At 37.1% G+C, this 19,761-nt stretch carries 16 protein-coding genes, 1 pseudogene and 1 riboswitch; of the genes and pseudogenes, 10 read left to right on the plus strand and 7 right to left on the minus strand.

All coding sequences use genetic code 11. The features are described 5' to 3' along the window. From BUB77_RS30310 to BUB77_RS26235, 3 genes and pseudogenes are all read right to left on the minus strand, one after another. Positions 1-263: pseudogene (locus tag BUB77_RS30310) on the minus strand (transposase); the annotation flags it as partial. An 87-nt stretch (positions 264-350) separates the two neighbouring features. Then, a riboswitch (cyclic di-GMP riboswitch) is annotated at positions 351-459 on the minus strand. Then, the gene (locus BUB77_RS26230) at positions 444-1,202 is read right to left on the minus strand and encodes an SDR family NAD(P)-dependent oxidoreductase (RefSeq protein ID WP_073280142.1); all 759 of its coding nucleotides are present in this window, start codon (positions 1,200-1,202) and stop codon (positions 444-446) included. It overlaps the preceding riboswitch by 16 nt. A gap of 12 nt (positions 1,203-1,214) precedes the next feature. After that, complete coding sequence (locus BUB77_RS26235; RefSeq protein ID WP_073280175.1) at positions 1,215-1,976, minus strand: EFR1 family ferrodoxin; 762 nt, start codon at positions 1,974-1,976, stop codon at positions 1,215-1,217. A gap of 215 nt (positions 1,977-2,191) precedes the next feature. Between BUB77_RS26235 and BUB77_RS26240 the strand changes: the two genes are divergently transcribed. Both BUB77_RS26240 and BUB77_RS29640 read left to right on the plus strand, forming a co-directional pair. After that, the gene (locus tag BUB77_RS26240; RefSeq protein WP_073280143.1) at positions 2,192-2,782 is read left to right on the plus strand and encodes a TetR/AcrR family transcriptional regulator; all 591 of its coding nucleotides are present in this window, start codon (positions 2,192-2,194) and stop codon (positions 2,780-2,782) included. After that, on the plus strand, positions 2,779-2,943 hold the full coding sequence (locus BUB77_RS29640) for an oleate hydratase (RefSeq protein WP_139241334.1): 165 nt from the start codon (positions 2,779-2,781) through the stop codon (positions 2,941-2,943). The genes BUB77_RS26240 and BUB77_RS29640 overlap by 4 nt, the downstream gene beginning before the upstream one ends. A gap of 282 nt (positions 2,944-3,225) precedes the next feature. Here the strand turns inward: BUB77_RS29640 and BUB77_RS26250 are convergent, their stop codons facing one another. After that, complete coding sequence (locus tag BUB77_RS26250) at positions 3,226-3,927, minus strand: CPBP family intramembrane glutamic endopeptidase (protein ID WP_073280176.1); 702 nt, start codon at positions 3,925-3,927, stop codon at positions 3,226-3,228. A gap of 602 nt (positions 3,928-4,529) precedes the next feature. Beyond that, a complete protein-coding gene (locus BUB77_RS26255; protein ID WP_073280144.1) occupies positions 4,530-5,330 on the minus strand; it encodes a nitroreductase family protein in 801 nt (266 codons plus the stop codon). Positions 5,331-5,492: 162 nt separating this feature from the next. Here BUB77_RS26255 and BUB77_RS26260 point away from each other — a divergent pair, with 162 nt between their 5' ends. From BUB77_RS26260 to BUB77_RS26270, 4 genes are all read left to right on the plus strand, one after another. Continuing rightward, positions 5,493-6,386 (plus strand): LysR family transcriptional regulator, encoded by an 894-nt coding sequence (locus BUB77_RS26260; RefSeq protein WP_073280145.1) that lies wholly within the window; start codon positions 5,493-5,495, stop codon positions 6,384-6,386. Positions 6,387-6,476: 90 nt separating this feature from the next. Further along, positions 6,477-6,635, plus strand: coding sequence for a hypothetical protein (locus BUB77_RS30175; protein WP_170866759.1), 159 nt, complete (start codon positions 6,477-6,479; stop codon positions 6,633-6,635). Between the two features lie 276 nt (positions 6,636-6,911). Then, positions 6,912-8,693 carry an Ig-like domain-containing protein gene (locus BUB77_RS26265; protein WP_073280146.1) on the plus strand — a complete coding sequence of 594 codons (1,782 nt, stop codon included), beginning with the start codon at positions 6,912-6,914 and terminating at the stop codon, positions 8,691-8,693. Between the two features lie 639 nt (positions 8,694-9,332). Further along, positions 9,333-10,346 carry a phosphotransferase family protein gene (locus tag BUB77_RS26270; RefSeq protein ID WP_073280147.1) on the plus strand — a complete coding sequence of 338 codons (1,014 nt, stop codon included), beginning with the start codon at positions 9,333-9,335 and terminating at the stop codon, positions 10,344-10,346. A gap of 123 nt (positions 10,347-10,469) precedes the next feature. Here the strand turns inward: BUB77_RS26270 and BUB77_RS26275 are convergent, their stop codons facing one another. After that, positions 10,470-11,657, minus strand: coding sequence for a helix-turn-helix domain-containing protein (locus BUB77_RS26275; protein ID WP_073280148.1), 1,188 nt, complete (start codon positions 11,655-11,657; stop codon positions 10,470-10,472). 136 nt (positions 11,658-11,793) lie between these two features. On the opposite strand from BUB77_RS26275, the gene BUB77_RS26280 reads away from it, so the two are divergent. Continuing rightward, on the plus strand, positions 11,794-14,160 hold the full coding sequence (locus BUB77_RS26280) for a beta-glucosidase (RefSeq protein ID WP_242962595.1): 2,367 nt from the start codon (positions 11,794-11,796) through the stop codon (positions 14,158-14,160). 166 nt (positions 14,161-14,326) lie between these two features. On the opposite strand, the gene BUB77_RS26285 is transcribed toward BUB77_RS26280, so the two are convergent. After that, complete coding sequence (locus tag BUB77_RS26285; RefSeq protein WP_073280149.1) at positions 14,327-15,229, minus strand: nucleoside hydrolase; 903 nt, start codon at positions 15,227-15,229, stop codon at positions 14,327-14,329. 367 nt (positions 15,230-15,596) lie between these two features. Between BUB77_RS26285 and BUB77_RS26290 the strand changes: the two genes are divergently transcribed. The 3 genes from BUB77_RS26290 to BUB77_RS26300 all read left to right on the plus strand — a co-directional run bounded on the left by BUB77_RS26290 (position 15,597) and on the right by BUB77_RS26300 (position 19,567). Beyond that, complete coding sequence (locus BUB77_RS26290) at positions 15,597-17,807, plus strand: alpha/beta hydrolase (RefSeq protein WP_278277758.1); 2,211 nt, start codon at positions 15,597-15,599, stop codon at positions 17,805-17,807. A gap of 5 nt (positions 17,808-17,812) precedes the next feature. Further along, a complete protein-coding gene (locus tag BUB77_RS26295; RefSeq protein ID WP_073280151.1) occupies positions 17,813-18,508 on the plus strand; it encodes a hypothetical protein in 696 nt (231 codons plus the stop codon). A 486-nt stretch (positions 18,509-18,994) separates the two neighbouring features. After that, complete coding sequence (locus tag BUB77_RS26300) at positions 18,995-19,567, plus strand: TetR/AcrR family transcriptional regulator (RefSeq protein WP_073280152.1); 573 nt, start codon at positions 18,995-18,997, stop codon at positions 19,565-19,567. Positions 19,568-19,761: the final 194 nt, after the last annotated feature.

Here is a 19,761-nt window from a genome sequence, read left to right on the forward strand (position 1 = left end):
CAAAGTTTTTCGATTTCCCGCAGAGAGCAGATTCCGTGTTCCATGAAAGCAAAGAGTATCACTTTGAGGAGTTTCTGTTCATCACATCTTGGACGACCTGTTCTGTAGCCTTTCTCTACAAAATATTTTGATAGATCGATGTGATCCATTACCTCACAGAAAGTGTATACTGGATCAGATATATTAATTAGTTTTTCAATTTCCAATGGTAATTTCAGCTGTCGTACTGTATAATTATCATTGGTGTTTTTATTTATTCGCATAATTAATTATACCAAAAAATCGCTGAAGTCTCATGACCTCAGCGATTTTTCTTTTAGGGGAGTTTTTTTACAGCCCCTTCGCACCGTTTTAGCAGCCAGACTATCATAGTACATTAAGTACCTTAGACCCTTGGCTTTGCGTCCCCGTCACCATAATGATCATTGCTTACGTGTAGGTGATTATCCTTTTGCTAACGGAATCATCAAATCATGGGGAAGAATTTTACTTACAACACGATATAATTTATAAAACAGTCCTGGCGTATAGACGGACTTTCCACTTTGGGCGGCTTTCAGGGAATACCTTGCAACCTTTCTCATATCAAGAAATGGCAGCTTATTAATAATAGAACCATTTCCAAGTTGCTCAGACAGGGAAGATATTTCTGAAGCCATATTTCCGGGGCATATAGCGCATACATTGATGCCGCGAGGTTTCAACTCTTCATGCATCGCCCTGCTGAAATACAGCACAAACGCTTTTGTTCCACTATATACCGCCATATTCGGATTCGGTACAAAAGCACTCACGGAACAGGTTTCGACAATCATACTTCCCTTCTTCATATAGGGAAGACAAAGCTTCGCTATGGCCAGGTATCCATTAATATTCAGGTTTGTCATGTTAAGCTGGCTTTTCAAATCTTTGTCCACCAGACTTCCGCGCGTGAGAACTCCGGCATTGCTGACAAGGATTCTAATATCTGGCTTGGTTTCATTCAGAATTTTTTCAAGTTCCGAATAGGATTCCTCTTTTCCCAAATCCATAGAGATTGACCGTATTCTTTTTTTAGGGTACTTTTGAATAATTTCTTCTAATCGCTCTTTTCTTCGTGCGATCAGCCATATTTCCTCCAACTCCAGATGATTTTCGATAATCTCATTTGCAAATTCCGTTCCAAGGCCTGAGGACGCCCCGGTTATAATCGCTATTTTCATAATTAAATTCTCCTATATTTTTACATTCGGATTGACATACTGTCCGTGATTTTTGGTTGAGTTTCCATATTGAATTGAAAACTTAGGGCATCTGTGAAGACAGCCAAGGCACATCACGCATTCTTCTTTTATCCATTCTGGTTTATGATTTACTATTTCAATAGCTTGCACCGGACATTTTTTTGCACACAAGCTACAACCGATGCAAGTGTCTTCAACATGCAGATTCTTTGTCTTTCTTACATTTTCATAGTTGCGATACATTATTTTCATAGCCAAATACGGCATTTTATTTTTCATAAAATCGCCTGTAGCACGACTTTTGATTTTATCAACTATGAAATTGATCTCTGTTTCCGCCGCTGCGTTTATCTTTTTCACTTTTTCTTCATTTGAAAGATCAAATATAGGTGTCCATGTATCCGGCATTTTTACGCTGAATCGAGCCGTGATAGGTAGTTCTTTCTTTTCCATAAATTCGTTTGTCATGCGTGCTGTCTGCCCACAAGTTGTTCCATAGGTGGCCGCAAAAAAAGTGTAATGGGAACCATTTGTATGAAACGTTACTTTATCCAGATATTCACGAACAATTGAGGGGAGGCCCCAATCATAAGTGGGAGAGACAATACCGATTGATTCGTTCTCTCTCAGTTCAAAAGCATAATTATCTGCTTTTATGCAATCATCAATGGCAAAAATCAAGTTGCCGGTTTCCTCGGATATCCGGGTCGCAACATACTTACAATTACCCGTTGCCGAAAAATATAAAATCATATGCTCTTCACCCTTTCTATATAATTCAATCATTTTTCAACTATACAAACCATGAAATTATTATCATCTGCAATTGATATTTCTAATGCAAAAATTTTGACACTTGCAAATAACTAAGATTTATGATAAATTAAAGTACAGAAAATATCAAGGAACAAAAAATAGCTTCTGTCCGAACTTGGACGAAAATCTAAAATTGCAAAAGAGGTATATTTATGAAATATGATATAACCAAAAAAGCAACCAAGGGAGCGGAACGAACATTAAACGCTTTTTCGAGTGCGATGTTTAGATTGCTATCAGTAAAATCCTTTGAGGAGATTACGGTAAATGAAATATGCGAGCATAGCAGCTATCCACGGGCGACGTTCTATAATTATTTTGATGACAAATACGACTTGCTGAATTATTGTTGGCAATGTCTTTATAATCAGATTCATCTTGAAGAATATATTGATCTTGATCCGGAAAAACGTTTGTATATCTTTTTTGACCGTGCGTATGAATTTCTTACTGTTCATCAGGATATTTTTAAGCGTATTTTGAAATTCAATTCTTATGAAAGTTTCTTGGTGAGTCATTTTCGGATTCAGCTGGGAGCCAAAATGCGAGAGGTTTTTAATTTGGATGATTGTAAAGATAACTATGCAATTCCGTGTGAAATTGTTGCAGAGCACTACTGTAATACAATCTTGCTTATTTTGGAATGGCACTTTTTAAAAGAAAATATTTGCACTAAAGTTCAAGCACATGAATATCTGGAATATCTTTTAAGTTCGTTGAATAAAAAGGCGTTCCCAAAATGAAGATTTACGATCTGCATTACAACGCAATCCCCCCAAAGGATATTGAGAAGAAGGCACACATTATCGGCGGCGGTATTGCCGGACTTGCTGCTGCCCTGTTTCTTACAGAAGACTGCCATATTTTGCCTATGTGCGTTCCTTATTGTAAATGGCCATATTAAAAATAAGATTTCCTGTAACCCAAAATATAGTATTCATGAGAAGTTGCTTTTGAAGCGTTATGATAGCCTGGCTGCCAAAAGTTGAGCAAATAACACATTGAGAAGAGCTTCCGCTGAGGAGAGCTTGGAAGTGTAGTCCAGATGGGCATAGATATTGGCTGCGGTGCTGAAATCAGACTTTTAACATCCTTTTTAGCATTTACATCACAAACACCTGATATCCCTGCAGTATCTTAAAAAAAGAAGGAGCAGCCCACAAAAGAGCAACCCCTTAAATTAGATCTATAGTGTAGAATAGTAGAGAAGATTGAGGCTGTTATACACGATATGCACCACAACCCCGGGCCAGACAGATTTCGTCTTACGGAACAGTATGCCGTTCAGGATACCGACCATGAATGCGTCGAACAGGATGACATTGAATCCATGAACGATGCCGAAGATCGCAGCGCTGCCGACCACGCCAGCCCATGCTCCGTAACGGTTCAGCGCATTGGCAATAACACCGCGGAATACAAACTCCTCGCCGAGCGGCGTGAGGATGGCGCCAGTGATAATTAGAACGAAGAGTGAGAGAGCGCCGCCCTTCGCCGCTGTCTGGAAGTCCGCTTGGTTGTTCGGCTCGGTGATGAAGTGAAAATACACCCCCTCTATAACAAAGCATCCAATGAACGCGGCAATCCCGAGGGCGGCTCCCACAAGCAGCCATTTCCGTTCGGTCATCCGGAAACCGAAAGCGCGCAGATTGCGGACCCGCAGGGCGCAGGCTGTGAACAAGACGGCTAGGCTAACGAGACCATTGCCTATACCCCCGATGTTAATTCGCAAGATGGCTTTCTCGTCAGGGATTTGCATCATCCAAATACCGAGCATAATAATACCGGTCAGATAGAGGCCCAGTGCAGTTAGAATCTCTGGCCAGCCGGGCCGGGCTTCTTCCGGAATTTCTCCACGGCGGCGTATGTGTTTCTTTTGTTCGTCCATTTTTATATCCATTCCTTTCGCTTCGCTCATAGCACAAAATGTAAGGTAAAAAAGTGCTTTCGAGCGTTATTTATTTTATAATCAATCCCATAGGACGTGCAGTATACCACAAATCACGGGGAGGTGAGTGGGCTCTCGTTAGGTCAACGCTTCGGCGGCGGCCTGTTGTCAGGCTTCCCATATTCCATAATCATTCCTTCATAAACTTTCTGCCGCTCTGCATCCAGCACTTCTGTAAAAATAGGATTATGCAGCATCTGTACAATATCCTTTTCCAGCTGCTCCTGCGTTATCCTTTTTTCTGTCTCAACCTGACTATATTTTCTGAAATGTTGATTTTATCCATCTTTGTACACTCCTAATTTTTCATGCCTTCATTCAGAAATAGCAAATGCAGACTGCTTCGTACCATTCAATTATCTATTCCTGCTACTATCATACCAGCTTGCAACAAGATAATACAAAGGGTTAGTATGATACTTTGAGTCGTTTTGTATCTTGTTACGATACCTCCAAACATCAAAAATGCTTTTGCTTAAAAGTATCGTACCTTTTAGCAAAAGCATAAATTTTCACAAAACCCTATGTTTCGAAAAGTGTTGTTATTCAATGAATGTAGCATCTAACGGATTCCTGTCGACTAATCTTTTATAATTGTACTTCGGATAACCAACAACCACCGCTGCAACAATTCTTTTTTCTTTCGGGATATTAAATAAATCTAAAAGGGGTGAATTCTCGATTGCTGCGCAATGTTCAAAAATACCAACACGGAATGAGCCAAGACCTAAGGAGGGGGCATATAACTCTAGGTAGGTTAAACAAGAAGTAGCATTATCTCTGGCTTCAAGAAGATTGTTGTCAGATACTGCAATAATCAAGCTAGGAGCCCCGCGAAATACGGAATCAACACCATCTTCCCTGTAATCTTTAACAGCTTCCTCAACTAGATATCTTAATGGTGAAACTTCCAGCATTTGAATAGAGATTTCAGTCGCTCTTTCCAGCAGTTTTCTATTTTGAACAACGACGAAAGATATCCCCTGACTATTTCTAGAGGTTGGTGCAAAGCGTGCAAGGTCAATTAATTCCGTTAATTTTTCTTTTGATACCGATTGATCCTTGTAATTTCTTATTGAACGGCGCGATCTTAAAAACTGACCTGCCTGTTGTGTATTTAACTTTAAATTGTTTTTTATTTCAATTTGTCCCGCCAGAGGTGTCCTTTTATTGTCTATAGCAGAATTTGGACATATACCAACACAATGTCCACAAGCGGTACATGTGGCTCCTGGTCTTTCTTCCGGCCCATTCTTCCCAAGTTTCAAATAAGATACAGGACATTCTTTAATACATATTTCACATTTCACACATTTATCTTTGTTTACTGTTATTAAGCTCATTTTAGTTAAGTCCTTTCATACCATTTTTGCATTAGGAATAGATGAGCAAGATTTACTATCATTCCTATTGGTTCTATTTTACTATTGGAATGTTTGACACGGAAGTTCATAAAAGTTATAATTGTATCAACCATAAGTTGATACAAAAAGGAGCTTTTCCATATGAATAGTACTCAATTGAATATATTGATTCAAGTAGCAGATTGTGGCAGTTTCTCAAAAGCAGCAGAAAAATTATACATTTCCTCTACCGCGATCATGAAGCAGATGAATTTATTGGAAACTTATATTGGTATTCCACTTCTGATTCGAACTAATCATGGTGTCCAACTCACGGATGCGGGGAAATCTCTTTACAAAGATGCACGGTTTTTAATGCAGTATTCGGAGGAAGCAGTACAACGGGCACGTCAGACCATGCAGGCAAATCAGTATGTCATCCGTGTGGGAACATCTATGCTAAATCCATCTAAAATACTGATGGATTTATGGAATCAGGTTAATGATATCAACCCACAGTTTAAATTAAAAATTGTCCCATTCAACGATGATTTTGCAACACCTCCAATTACCAGTCATACAATTGGTAAAGATTTTGATTTCATTATAGGACTATATGATACAGTGACTTGGAAGGATTATTCTAACGTATATGAACTCGGAAGGTACCACTTCTTTTTTGCCGTGTCCAGAAATCATCGGCTAGCCTCTAAAAAAGAACTGTCTCTTTCTGATTTGTATGGAGAACGGCTCATGATGATAAAACGCGGAAACAGTCCGGTAATCGATGGAATTCGTGACTATATCGTAAATGAGCATCCGGCAATTAAGATTGAGGATACACCGTATTCTTATGATATTGATGTATTTAATCGCTGTGAACAGAGTGGGGCTGTACTTTTGACGCTCGATAGTTGGAAGGATATTCACCCTGCATTAGTCACGATTCCAACAGAATGTGATTGTACACTTCCGTATGGAATAATGTATCCCCTAAATCCTTCTGAAGGTGCAAAGCTATTCTTGGATGCACTCAAAAAAGTAAAGACGGCATAATTTAGGGACTCTTTGCTTATAATGGCATATCGTTATAAGACTAGTGAAAACTATTTTACACATTACCTTATTATGTTAGGGGGGATATTTATGAAATCTGTGAAGAAAATTTTGATGGGGATAGCAATTATTTTGTTCGGAATAGCTATCAGTTTCGGGCATGATTCGTTTCTCTTTATAGGTTGGATAGTTTCAATGTTTGGATTAATTATGTCATTCATTGGATACTACTTTACAGAAGATGAATAGAGATGTCATTGAAGGCAGTTATCTAAAAGAATGTTCCTCTACAGGATGAAAAAATCATAATTTGTAAAAAAATAGTTGATTTGGGAATATATTACATGATAAAATATTACTGGTACCAACAGAATACGATATGAAAAGTAATAATTCTCTGCAATTTATAGGAATAGGCGTCTATACTTCATCAAATTATTATTGTATTTAATGACTACTGGTGGATATTGCTCAAAAGTTATTATTTCTTTGTTCATAAGATTAATTTTGTGAGGAGGAACGATTATGTCTAAATTGAGATTTATGGTAAAGGTAGCTGCATTATTTATTTGTCCAATTTTGCTTAGCGGCAGCATAAGTGCTGTTAAGGCGGAAGGAACTCCGGCGCTTGCCGTCTCTAATTCTTCCGTACCTGTGAACGGAATTTTGGATATTACTGTTACCAATGCGCAAAGTCCTACCAACCTGAAAGATTGGGTCGGACTGTATGAAGATAGTGTAACCCCTGGAAGTCAGCCAGCAATTTGGTGGGACTATGTACTAAATCAAGGAGTTACAGACGGTAACGGCACTTTCACATTTGATCCTGCAAATATACCATCCGCTCAAAAGAGCAGGTATACAGCCGGGAAAAAATACAAATTTATACTTGCATACAATGATTCTTATACAGTTTCTGCAAGTATGAGTTTTAATGCTACTGCAAGTCAAAATCCTACAATCATATCAATTAACCCGGTAAACGTTAATACCAGTGCAGGAACAGCACCTTCTCTGCCCGCAACAGTAACGGCAAATTACAGCAACGGAACCAATGGGACAGTCAATGTAACATGGAACCGCATTGACCCGGCGCTGTATTCACAAGCCGGAAGTTTCACTGTAAAAGGCATTGCTGCATCCACGGGAGCAGCTCCAAAGGCAAGTGTTACAGTCAATGAAGGGTCAGGACCTGTAATGTCTTTTCAGGTTATATCTGATACGCATATCAGAAATACCTCAAGTTCTGATATCTATAATCAACATCTTACAGCTGCATTAAAAGATTTGAAACAAATAAGTCCGAACAGCAGCGCGTTAATAATTGATGGGGATATCACAGACAGTGGAAGCAGTACACAATATGACCAACTCAATTCAATACTTCAATCGGTTAATCATGCAAAAACATACTTTGTAATGGGAAACCATGATATCTTCAATTATACGGATTATAATACGGCTAAAAATATGTTTTTAACAAAAACCGGGATGCCGGGGAATTATTATGATTACTGGCTAAATGATTATCATTTCATAGTTCTTGGTTCTGATGCAATTGCAGGGGATAAGGCAGTTCTTTCCACTACCCAGTTGAATTGGTTTCAACAAAAACTAAATGAAAATGCAAGTCCCAATAAGCCAATTTTCGTATTTGTACACCAGCCGCTAAGTAATACCGTATCCGGTTCAAACGCTATGCAGGATCAACAGCAGGATCAGCAGCTGAAAAGTATATTGACTCAATTTCCTCAGGCAGTCTTATTTACAGGACATACTCACAGCGTTTTTACGGAATCCACTGAATTTTATAATCAACAGTATTGCAACATGGCAAATATACCTTCGACAGCCTACCTTTGGTATGACCCAACCTATACTCAGCCTGGGAGCGGCAGTCAGGGACTGTGTGTCGATGTCTACTCCAATAAAGTAGTAATAAAAGGGAGGGACTTCACCCGGCAGGAGTGGATAGGACAAGGGACTTTCCTGTATAACTCTACACCTTTCATTACAAGCAATAAAAGCACGTATGCCCGTGATGAAAACATAACAGTTACATTCAATAACGGACCGGGAAATGCCAAGGATTGGATTGGCATATACAAAAGCACCGATACCCCTGGGTCCCAAGGCTCTACAGTATGGCTATACGTAAATGATACAACTACTGCAACAACCGGGATATCCAACGGAAGTGTTACTTTTAACGGAGGACTGGCAAATGCGGGAACATATAAGATTGGATTTTTCCAGGATGACGGGTATACACAATTAGGCAGTTATGTAGATATCACAGTGCAGTAAGGATTATAGATTGGCCACAGTAAACTTAGTGATTTCCAGCCAGGCAAGGATAAACCGGCTTGCCTGGCCGGATAAAATAACGAAACAGGTTGTTTTCTGTAGGTTAGATATCGTTCATACTAATTATATTTCATGCTTCAAACTTTATCAGCACATGATGAAGCAATTCGGATATCGATTTACGCGGCGTTGCTATGCCATCTCTCAACCAGGCCTCCAAGACACCAAGGACACCTGAAACTATAAAGATATCTTCAACCAAGTCTGTTTCTGTATCAACATCTCTATCATCTGAAAGTAGTTTTTTTAAAAATATAAATTAACACGTACAAGAAAAGTAATTCAACAACACTAATCCCGTTAATATTTTTATGCTTTAATAGTTCTAAATATGCTTTGCGAATACTTCATTTTTGCAGACCGTGATGACCCAGAAGATAACAAAAATATAATAATATAAACGAAAATATAATACTTTGTTAATCAATCTGAGTATTATTAATATATGATGGTGTACTAGGAAGAGCGTATAAAAGTCAAATTAGAAGATACCATCAGTTATAGGAAAGGATTGTACATAAGAGCTGGAACAGATAAGATTGGGATGGCGATTATGTATTAATGGACGGAGGTATTGGGATGAAGTGCAAAACAAAGAATCTACTGACAGAGGAGCAGATAAAAATGCTTGTCAACAAAAATTTCGGAAATAATTGTATTATCAAAAATATTAAGGAATTAAAGGGGGGTATGTTTAATTCTGCCTATCTGATTGAAGCGGAGGGAAATAATCTGGTGTTAAAGGTGTCAGTAGGACCTGATACACCCTTATTAAGCTATGAAAAGGATATCATGGCCAGAGAGATAGAAGTATATCAAATCATAACCGATAAAACAGAGATACCAGTACCTAAGGTTCTTGCAGTAGATTTTAGTAAAAGACTTATCAGCAGCAATTATTTTTTTATGACGGCATTGCAAGGAAATGCTATGAATACTCTAACAAAAAAGCTTAAAGTAGAGAATAAGGATAAGCTTAAGGAGGAATTGGCAAGATATTTTGCTCAGCTGCACCAGGTAAAAGGGGTATACTTCGGGTATTTTACGGAGGACAGCAAATACCGCTTTAGCACTTGGCGGGAAGGGTTTTTGCATATGACTGATATGATTCTTAATGATGGAAAAAAGCTGCAAATTGCACTTCCCTATGAAAGGATTGAGAAGGTTTTAAAAGAGACGGCACATTATTTGGATGGAATCATGGAACCGGCACTGGTGGATTATGATTTATGGGCAGGTAATGTCTTTTTGATACAGGAGGGTGAGGAATACAAAGTGGAAGGTATTCTTGATTTTGAAAGGGCATTTTGGGGAGATCCCCTGGCGGATTTCCCTTCTGCGATGATGATTCTTCAGGAGCTAAAAAAAGAGAAAGCATTTTTCAAAGTTTACGCAAAAGAGACTGGAAGAGAAGAAAAACTATCGAAAGAGGATTTAGTACGGCTTACTCTCTATAAAACATACTTACATTTGATTATGACAGTAGAAACTTACCGCTACAATTTCCTTTATGCCTGTTTTCAGAAAAGTTATGCAAAGAAGGTGGTACTAAAATGCATAAAAGAGCTGGAAGAGAAAGGATTGAATTGTTAAACCAATATCGGTTAATTATTTGATGTTTCGTTCTTACTGGATAAATTTAAGAGGTAGGTCCGATAACAAGGGTTATGGTATCTTAAACTGGGGGTTATGAGTTTCTCATCTCATAACCTTTTATTATTTCCGCGTCTTTCGATATTCAGAAGGTGTTATTCCAACAAATTTTTTAAACACATTCTGAAAGTGACTTTGGGAAGAGAAACATAAAAAAGAGCTGATTTCAGATAATGGCTTGTCTGTAAAGCGAAGAAATGACTTTGCCTTTTCAATCCTTTGATTTAAAATAAATTCTGCTAAAGTCACTGTCACTTCTTTTTTAAACCGTATACATAACGCACTTCTGCTCATATGGACTTCTTTTGCAATAACCGTACCATCCAGCTTGTTTGAAAGATTTAATTTAATATATCGAATTACATATTGAATAAGGGGGCTGGCAGATGCAGTATCTCTTGTTTTTTTTACACGCTCAGTAAAATCCATTATCATTTGATATTGTAATGCACCTATAGAATCTGTATCAAACAATTCTTCGCAATATTGGATATAAAAGTCGCTTAAAGACATTGCATCATCTTCCATAAGACCACCTTTGATTGCAGCGCGGGATACAAGCGTGACAGAAGTAATAAAAATATTTTTGTATTGGCGTAAGTAATGTCTTGCTAACTTACCAATACCTCCATGGGCACTTTTTTTAAAAAATAGCGTAAGGGAGTCTGAATCACCTGCCGTTATATATTCTAACATCTGATTCTCATATTCAAGCGTATTATGAAATGGTGCTATTTCTTCATCAGTATTAGCTGGATTCACTGCTGCCATGCTGGATTTAGTATTAAATTTCTGAAATAAATCAAAAATGGGAAGATCAGATAGATCCAACTTTTCATCATTTAGATAGAAATTAATCAGTAGTAGTATATGAAGAAAATTTTCTAAGGGAATATGAGCTATTGTATTCATATCATTTAAAAGTAACCGGAATTGCTGGTGAGTTATACCCAATAAAAATGCGTAATCATGTTCCTCCTGTCGGTTCAGATTGCAATGCCCTACAGGGCCTAAAATAATTGTAAATTCTTTGTGGTTGATTATACCGTAATATTGCAGATAAGGTGAGATGAAATAACTAATGTTTTCTTTTCGATTGAGAAGTTCATTTTTATATATGAAGAGTGGATCCGGATGAAGATGGTGCATCCGAAAGGCAGAATCGAATTGACTGGATACGAACAAACGTATCGGTATATCAGAAACATTAGCAATAGAATCGCAGATATATTGAAAATCAGAAAGGGTCATGTCAGTATACCTCCTTAATTATTAAAACTAGTATACTTAACTTCAACCAAATATGCAATATAATATAACAAATATATAATAATTTATAAGCAATTCGCAATATAATTAAGATAGATTAATAATGGAGGAGCATTAAATGGAATATAAAGATATAATTCAACAGATGAGTTTGGAGGATAAGATCGCTCTCTGCAGCGGAGCAGATTTCTTTCATACAAAAGAGATGAAACACTATGGAATACCTGAGATGATGATGTGTGATGGTCCACATGGTCTTCGGAAGCAGGAAGATAAAGCAGATAATCTAGGAGTAAATCAATCGGTTCCTGCGACGAGCTTTCCGACTGCGGCTGCTACTGCATGCAGTTGGGATACTGAATTGCTTGGTAAAATTGGAGCAGCAATTGCAAAAGAAGCAGCGGCAAACAAAGTTGGAGTTGTTTTAGGACCTGGAGTATGTATTAAGAGGAACCCTGTCTGCGGAAGGAATTTTGAATATTTTTCAGAAGACCCCTATCTCGCAGGGAAATTAGGGGCAGGATTTATAAGAGAGGCACAGAAAAAAGGAGTTGGTACCAGTTTAAAACATTTTGCCTGTAATAATCAAGAGTATAAGAGGTTTTCCTCAGACAGCATTTTAGATGAACGGACTTTACGTGAAATTTATCTTACGGGCTTTGAAATTGCTGTGAAAGAAGGAAATCCGGCAACAGTTATGTGCGCTTATAATAAAATTAACGGAACCTATTGCAGTGATAGTAAAGAATTATTAAACGATATATTGAGAAAAGATTGGAGTTATAAAGGCTTGGTAGTTACTGATTGGGGAGCCATGCATAATAGGATTGAAGGCTTTCAAGCGGGGTGTGATCTTTCCATGCCAGGAGGATCTTCTTATATGGAAAAGGAAACACTGGAAGCTGTTAAGAACGGAAGACTCAAGGAAGAGCTGATTGACTTATGTGCATCAAGAGTGATTTCCATGATTACAAATGCATTGAAAGCTTTGGGAAAGAATATTTCATATGACATTGAGGGTCATCATGAGTTGGCAAGAATAGCAGCTGAACAGAGTGCGGTGCTTCTAAAAAATGACAATGACATATTACCTTTAAAAAGTGGATGTGAAATCGGATTAATAGGATATATGGCAAAAGAAATCCGCTATCAGGGTGCTGGGAGCAGCCACATCAATCCGACAAAGCTTGTCAATGTAACGGATGTTATTTGCAATGTGCCATATGAGGAAGGCTGCGACAGTGCAGGTAATACAACACAGGAGTTGTTGGACAGAGCAGTAGCCTTAGCAGAAAGGGTAGAAATACCGGTAATATTTGCAGGACTTACAGAACAATATGAGTCAGAAGGCTTCGATCGTAAAGATATGAAGATGCCGGAAGGGCATAACCGTATGATTTCAGCAGTTGCTAAAGCAAATCCTAATACAGTTATTGTCTTAATGTGTGGCAGTGTGGTTGAGGTACCGTGGATAGATAAGGTAAAGGCAGTGCTTTACATGGCATTACCGGGACAGGCAGGTGGGGAAGCAATCGTAAATCTTCTATATGGTAAGATGGTTCCATGCGGTAAACTTGCTGAAACGTGGCCAGTAAAGTATGAGGACTGTGTAAATGCTTCTTACTATGGTAATAAGGATGCACAGTACAGGGAAGGTATCTATGTAGGATACCGATATTATGATAAAAGTGAATTGGAAGTAAGATTCCCATTCGGTTATGGATTGTCTTATACCAAATTTCATTATACCAATCTTAGTGTGGAACCTGTGCGTGGACAGGATGATTATCAGTTTAAAATAACTCTGGATGTTACTAATACAGGGACTTTGGAGGCGGCAGAGATTGTACAGCTATATGTAGCTGCACCTCAGGATGGAATTTATCGACCGGTTAGGGAATTAAAAGGTTTTAAAAAGCTATTTTTAAAACCGGGAGAAACAAAAAAAGCGGATTTTATGCTTGATGAAAGAAGTTTTGCAATTTGGCAGGATGGCTGGAGAGTCTTAAATGGAAATTACAATATTCAAGTGGGTAGTAACAGCAGAAATATTACACTGGAGAAAACTGTTATGATTACCGGAGAAGTGATAAAGACACCTGAATGGCAGAAAAGCAGTTGGTATGAAAAACCGATTGGGGCTATACAAAAGCTTGAATGGGAGAAACTGCTTGGACGTAAAGTAGTTGAGAAACCTTTAAAGAAAGGTGAATTTACTATGGAGAATTCTATTGTTGAGATGAAGAAGTACTCTATATTAATGAAAATAATGTATAAGGCAGTTGAAAGAACTGTAGCAAAAGGCTTTGATGGAAAAATAGATTACAATAATTCAACTTTTAGGATGATGATGTCTTCGTCTACTGACAGCTCTCTCTCCTCTATGAAAATAAATGGAGGTATGAGAAACTATATATTTGAGGGACTACTTGAAATGGTCAATGGACATTATCTACTTGGTATTAAATATATGCTTAAAAAATAATTATTAACGATCTATTCGCTTAAAAGCCTAGAAAATATTTAATAAAGGCAGACAACTTAATCTGTTGTCTACCTCTCAATATCCTTACCTATGCTATTTTTAGGGACTTTATATCAATACAGCAACCCTTTCTTGAAGTGGAACAATTCGGCAACATTACAGGTGCTTACTTGTTCTCTTTTGAAAATTTTTCTATTTTAGCGAAGAAATCTTCAAGAATGAATCGGGAATTAATATCCTGATAGACCCTGATTTTTCTGCCTGATCCGGTAAAACTGTAATGCAAATCCTCATCCACTAAGGGGGCCTCTCGCATCTCGGAATACACTTCCATGGGGTCTATCATGAGACCTATTGCGGGAGAATCTCCCAAGCTCCAGCTTTCTCCCCTGGGCCAGGCAGGATTATTGGAATGATATTCATTGACCTCGAGCATCTGCTGGAACAGGTAAGCACCAATATCGCCATAAGGTGCCACCTTTGCTTCTAATTCCGTTAAGCTAACCTGCATTTTACAATATGTATTCATAGGAACTTGCCATAATTCGATTGAAGACTGAAAGATGATGTTTGCTGCATGGATGTCATTTTTAAGGTTGAATTCATCGCCTCCTTCAGGATAACGTCCTCCTCCGATCCAGATAGCAGTCAGTTTTCCGGCGATTTCCGGATGTGCTAAATACGCACAGGCCAAATCAGTGATTGCACCTTGAAAAATCACGAACAGCGGAAGCTGATTTTCTGACAGTGCCTCTCTGACAATCAAATCTGCTCCCTCTGAATATTCAAACGTATTATCAGCTTCAATTGCCTTTTTAGCTCCATGAAATACCTTGATTTGGTCTGTCATATTCATAAACGAAAGTATTTTCTGGCATTCCTGATAACTTTGTGACATGGTATCATCACTGTAAAGGTTTCCATAATGGGCTGCAATCAAACCCCTGATTTGAAATTTTGGTGTTAGCAAGGCATGGACAATCGCATATTGGTCATCCGCTTCACATTTTGCATCTGTATCAACAATTACTCGGATCTGTTTCTGCTTTGGAACAGTAAATGTACTCATTTTTGTTTCTCCTCATTTGATAAAAAGTGGTATGTTTTACCTGATTTTAATTTTCAAATCACTAAACAGTCTTTATTATAGGTTAAATAGTATAGAGAATCTAAGCAATTATTGCGCAATACTATTCAAATTTTGCGTAATTTGCTATAATCTCGAAAAATAATTTACTACATATAAAACGTAAAGGCACTAATTTCGATACTTGTTAATTCTCTCGATACAAAAAACGGAGTGGAATATTATAATGCTGATGAGGTATGAGAACTCCACTTATAAAAGTGAGGGGATAAGGAATACTAAAGGTGTACGATGTTTAAATCATGTTAATCGTAGATAAAAATGAACAATTGTAAAATATGTAGATTTTATATCATCTTCTCTATACTTAACAAAAGATGAAGTAACGATAAAGGAGATATTTGTGAGTATAACATCAGTTATAATAAGAAAACAATTAACAAAATATAAATATGTCATGGCAAACCGTTCTCTGGAATCCTGTCGTTCGAAACAAGATCTTCTGGGGAGATTGTTGAAAATACCCCGAAGAAATAAAGTAACAATATGCTATAGAAGTTTTTCGTTGTTTAAAGGAGCAATGGTAATTCCTAAAAATGAAGCAAAAAAAGGAGTGCTTTTATATCTTCATGGTGGTGGTTATATTTGCGGCGGTATGGATTATGCAACATCCGTTGGAACCATACTTTCCGTAAAATGCAGTATTAGGGTATTTTGTGCAGCATATCGGCTTGCTCCTGAGCATAAATTTCCGGCGGCTCTTGAGGATGGGCTGACTGCATACCAATATCTGATTTCCAGCGGTTATAAGCCGGAACAAATCATATTATGCGGTGAAAGTACAGGTGGAGGACTGGTTTACTCCCTTGGTTTGCGAATAAAAAAGGAAAAGCTACCCCTGCCAGGAGGAATAATAAGCATATCACCTTGGAGTGATCTCACTTTGTCAGGTGCTTCTTATAAGTTTAATAAAGATGCATATCCCATTATGACAAAAGAACAGTTGGAATTTTACGCAGATTGCTATGCCATAGACAGAGATAATCCCTATGTGTCGCCTTTATTTGGAGAGTTTCAGAACTTCCCTCCGTCACTTATATTTGTCGGAGAAAATGAAATCATGCTTGATGATGCCAATAGACTGCATGAAAAGTTATTGTCCGACAAATGCGAAAGCCGGTTAATTGTGGCACAGGGGATGTGGCATGGTTATATTTTGTACTGTTTAAAAGAAAATCGCTGTGACTTCAAAGAAATAAATAGCTTTTTAACGGACAGATTGCCTGGGGAAAGAAGCCTTTTGTGGATGCGTCTTGACAATGCGGCAAAGATATTTCCTGCAACCTATCGACGTAATAACAATCATGTTTTTCGGCTTTCAGCCACCCTTACTGAAGAAGTTGATAATACCTTTTTACAGTCAGCGCTAGATGCCACGGTGAAGCGCTTTCCAACTATAGCAGTCAGGCTGAGAAGGGGACTATTCTGGTATTACTTGGAGGAAATAGTAATGGCCCCGGAAATACAGGAAGAAAGAGCGTATCCCTTGGCAAAGATGCCTTTTGAGAATATCCGCAAATGTGCCTTTCGTGTTCTGGTTTATCAGAATCGGATTGCTGTAGAGTTTTTTCATGCCCTTACGGACGGAAACGGAGGATTAATTTTCTTAAAAACGCTTGTTGCCGAGTATCTAAAGCAAAGATATACAATAGAGATACCAGCTGTTAATGGAGTTTTAAATTGTTCAGAGGCAGCCACTGAGCAGGAAAAACAGGACAGTTTTCAAAAATATGCCGGTACAGTTACAAAAAGCCGCGCTGCAGATAATTCTTACAGATTATCTGGAACTAACGAAAATGAAGGTTATCTCAATGCAACAACTTTTTTATTGGATACGAAAGAATTACTAAATGCTGCGAAAAGGCAGGGAGTTACGCTTACGGTATTTGTAGCTGCTGTACTTATAAAAGCTTGTTATGAGATACAAAATGAAACAGTACCTTTAAAAAAACAAAAACCGTTAAAACTATTAATACCAGTTAATTTAAGAAAACTATTTTATAGCAAGAGCTTACGTAATTTCGTGCTATATGTTACACCAGGAATTAATCCGCAAATGGGGAAATGGAGTTTGGAGGAAATATGTAAATCAATTCATCATCAAATGGGACTGCTTGTAAATAAAAAAGAAATGGCTGCAATGATAACAGCTAATGTAAGAGTAGAACAATTGATAGTTCTTCGTATTATCCCTTTGTTTCTAAAAAACTTAGTCATGAAAATAGCTTACAATTTAGTTAACGAGGGAAAGAACTGTCTGGCTTTATCTAACCTCGGAGTGGTGTGTTTACCGGATGAGATGCAGAACTATATTGAACGATTTGACTTTATGCTTGGCGCAAGTCCCCAAGATGTATACAATTGCGGAGTGATCTCATTGGGGAATTTATTGTGTCTTAATTTTGTCAGGAGTATTAAAGAACCTATTCTGGAGCAAAAAGTATATAGCATATTGAAAATGCAGGGAGTAAATGTAAAAGCAGAAGGAAACAGGAGGTAGCTGCAATGTATTGTGTTAAATGTGGTGTTGAACTGTCTGAGAATCAGAAAAAGTGTCCGCTTTGTGATACTGTCGTATATCATCCGGATATTCATTTGCCGGAGGGCCATAGTACCTATCCCGTTCTGAAGAAGGAGACGGGAAAGATTAAGCCAGGTGGTGTACTAATGATTATATCTTTTGTATTTGCACTGGCTTATCTACTAACCCTGTTTGTAGATATCAAAATAAATACAATGATTACTTGGTCAGGTTATGGAGCCAATGCAATATTTTTACTTTATGTCTGGGGTGTATTGCCCTTTTGGTCAAAACGGCCTAATCCGGTTATTTTAATACCAATTAATTTTATAGCTGCAGGTATTTATCTGGCATATATAGATTTTACAACAGAAGGACATTGGTTTTGGGGCTTCGCATTGCCTGTTATTGCCGTATTAACCGTTTCATTGACAGTACTAGCAGCACTGATACAATATCTGCGTAAGGGATATTTGTACATCGCAAGCGGAATCTGGTTTATAGCAGGGACATTTATTCTGATGTTAGAAGCCCTTATAAACCGTAATTTTAAAGAAAGCAATACCTTTATATGGGCACTATATCCTTTTATAACCTGTTGTATGATTGGAACATTTTTAATCGTAATAGCAATTTGCCAACCTTTACGTGTATTTCTCTATAAACGTTTTTTTATTTAGGCAGTAAATTAAAGGATTCCTTTTAGAAAAGCTGCAATTACACATTGTAGACAATTATATACAATTATTAAGATTATAGATATCATCTCTTTTATTTCTTATAATATATTTAAGGACTTGTTATTCCTTTGAAAGAGGGGATGGTCAAGAATAAAGAGAAAAAACCATTTTTACGAGATTATTTTCTTTGAAATAGAAATAGAAGATTAAACCACTGGTTAATGATTTATTTGAATTATTCAGATTACAGTCCAGTTATCAGCCATTTGAAATACAGGACGTAGATTTACAAAAAATTCTTTATGACTAACAGGATATAATTTTATTAATTTTAATATTGCCGCAATATAATCTGGTTTATAAGATATATAAAAGAGATGGATTAAACAAAAGTCTTTATTGTATGCAGTTTATATGATATAATAAAAAAAATCTTTCAGATTTCGTTTTTATATACGGAGTGAAAAGTTAATAAAGAGGTTAAAATTGCGAGAATTAAAAAGTATTGAAGAAAAAATATTAGATAGAGCGCTTTATCTTATCGGTAAAAATCGTTCATTGAATATATCCGTCCGAGCCATAGCTAAGGAAGCGGAAGTGAATATAAGTGCAATAAACTATTACTTCCGAACCAAGGAAGAAATGATGTTGCAGATGAAAGAGTTATTTATTATAAACACCCTTTCTATTACATCCATTCTTACGGATACGTCAATGGTGCAAGAGGAGAAGTTAATATATTCTGTTAATGAAATAATGGAATATATCATTAGATATCCAGGTATAACTGTATTATTAAAAGATGCCAAGGAAAGAACAGATAAAACTTCTGTCAGATTACTTAAAGCATCAGATGAAATGACTGAAAAAATAAACGGGCTTTTTGATAATTTATTAACTGGTACAGAAAATATTTCGTACAAACGTGTTATTTTTTGGTCAGCTGTTAATTATCCTTTGGATGATAATGGCTTTGATAATTATGATTCTGTTTTTTTAAAAGATCGTGAAAATAGAATCACATATATTAGACAACTACTTAAGATGTTAGAAAATTAAGCCTGTTGAAAGTCATCTTAAAAAAACAGGTTTATTGATAATGTTAAATAGTAGTAAATACTATGATTAGATAAAATATTTAAATTTTAAGTTGCTCCATGATCATCTTTAGGACATGGGGCTATAATTTTGTTAAAAATAAAACAAAATGTTTGAAACATATTGATTAAATCAATTTGTTATATTATAATTCT

It is taken from the genome of Anaerocolumna jejuensis DSM 15929 (assembly GCF_900142215.1).
Classification (GTDB): Bacteria; Bacillota; Clostridia; order Lachnospirales; family Lachnospiraceae; genus Anaerocolumna; species Anaerocolumna jejuensis.

Coding starts and splice junctions, on each gene's coding strand:
- BUB77_RS26235 (WP_073280175.1), bottom strand. CDS start 1,976: ATGATTTTATATTTTTCGGCAACGGGTAATTGTAAGTATGTTGCGACC.
- BUB77_RS26275 (WP_073280148.1), bottom strand. CDS start 11,657: ATGACCCTTTCTGATTTTCAATATATCTGCGATTCTATTGCTAATGTT.
- BUB77_RS26295 (WP_073280151.1), top strand. CDS start 17,813: ATGTATTGTGTTAAATGTGGTGTTGAACTGTCTGAGAATCAGAAAAAG.
- BUB77_RS26240 (WP_073280143.1), top strand. CDS start 2,192: ATGAAATATGATATAACCAAAAAAGCAACCAAGGGAGCGGAACGAACA.
- BUB77_RS26265 (WP_073280146.1), top strand. CDS start 6,912: ATGTCTAAATTGAGATTTATGGTAAAGGTAGCTGCATTATTTATTTGT.
- BUB77_RS26285 (WP_073280149.1), bottom strand. CDS start 15,229: ATGAGTACATTTACTGTTCCAAAGCAGAAACAGATCCGAGTAATTGTT.
- BUB77_RS26250 (WP_073280176.1), bottom strand. CDS start 3,927: ATGGACGAACAAAAGAAACACATACGCCGCCGTGGAGAAATTCCGGAA.
- BUB77_RS26255 (WP_073280144.1), bottom strand. CDS start 5,330: ATGAGCTTAATAACAGTAAACAAAGATAAATGTGTGAAATGTGAAATA.
- BUB77_RS26270 (WP_073280147.1), top strand. CDS start 9,333: ATGAAGTGCAAAACAAAGAATCTACTGACAGAGGAGCAGATAAAAATG.
- BUB77_RS26280 (WP_242962595.1), top strand. CDS start 11,794: ATGGAATATAAAGATATAATTCAACAGATGAGTTTGGAGGATAAGATC.
- BUB77_RS26260 (WP_073280145.1), top strand. CDS start 5,493: ATGAATAGTACTCAATTGAATATATTGATTCAAGTAGCAGATTGTGGC.
- BUB77_RS26230 (WP_073280142.1), bottom strand. CDS start 1,202: ATGAAAATAGCGATTATAACCGGGGCGTCCTCAGGCCTTGGAACGGAA.
- BUB77_RS29640 (WP_139241334.1), top strand. CDS start 2,779: ATGAAGATTTACGATCTGCATTACAACGCAATCCCCCCAAAGGATATT.
- BUB77_RS30175 (WP_170866759.1), top strand. CDS start 6,477: ATGAAATCTGTGAAGAAAATTTTGATGGGGATAGCAATTATTTTGTTC.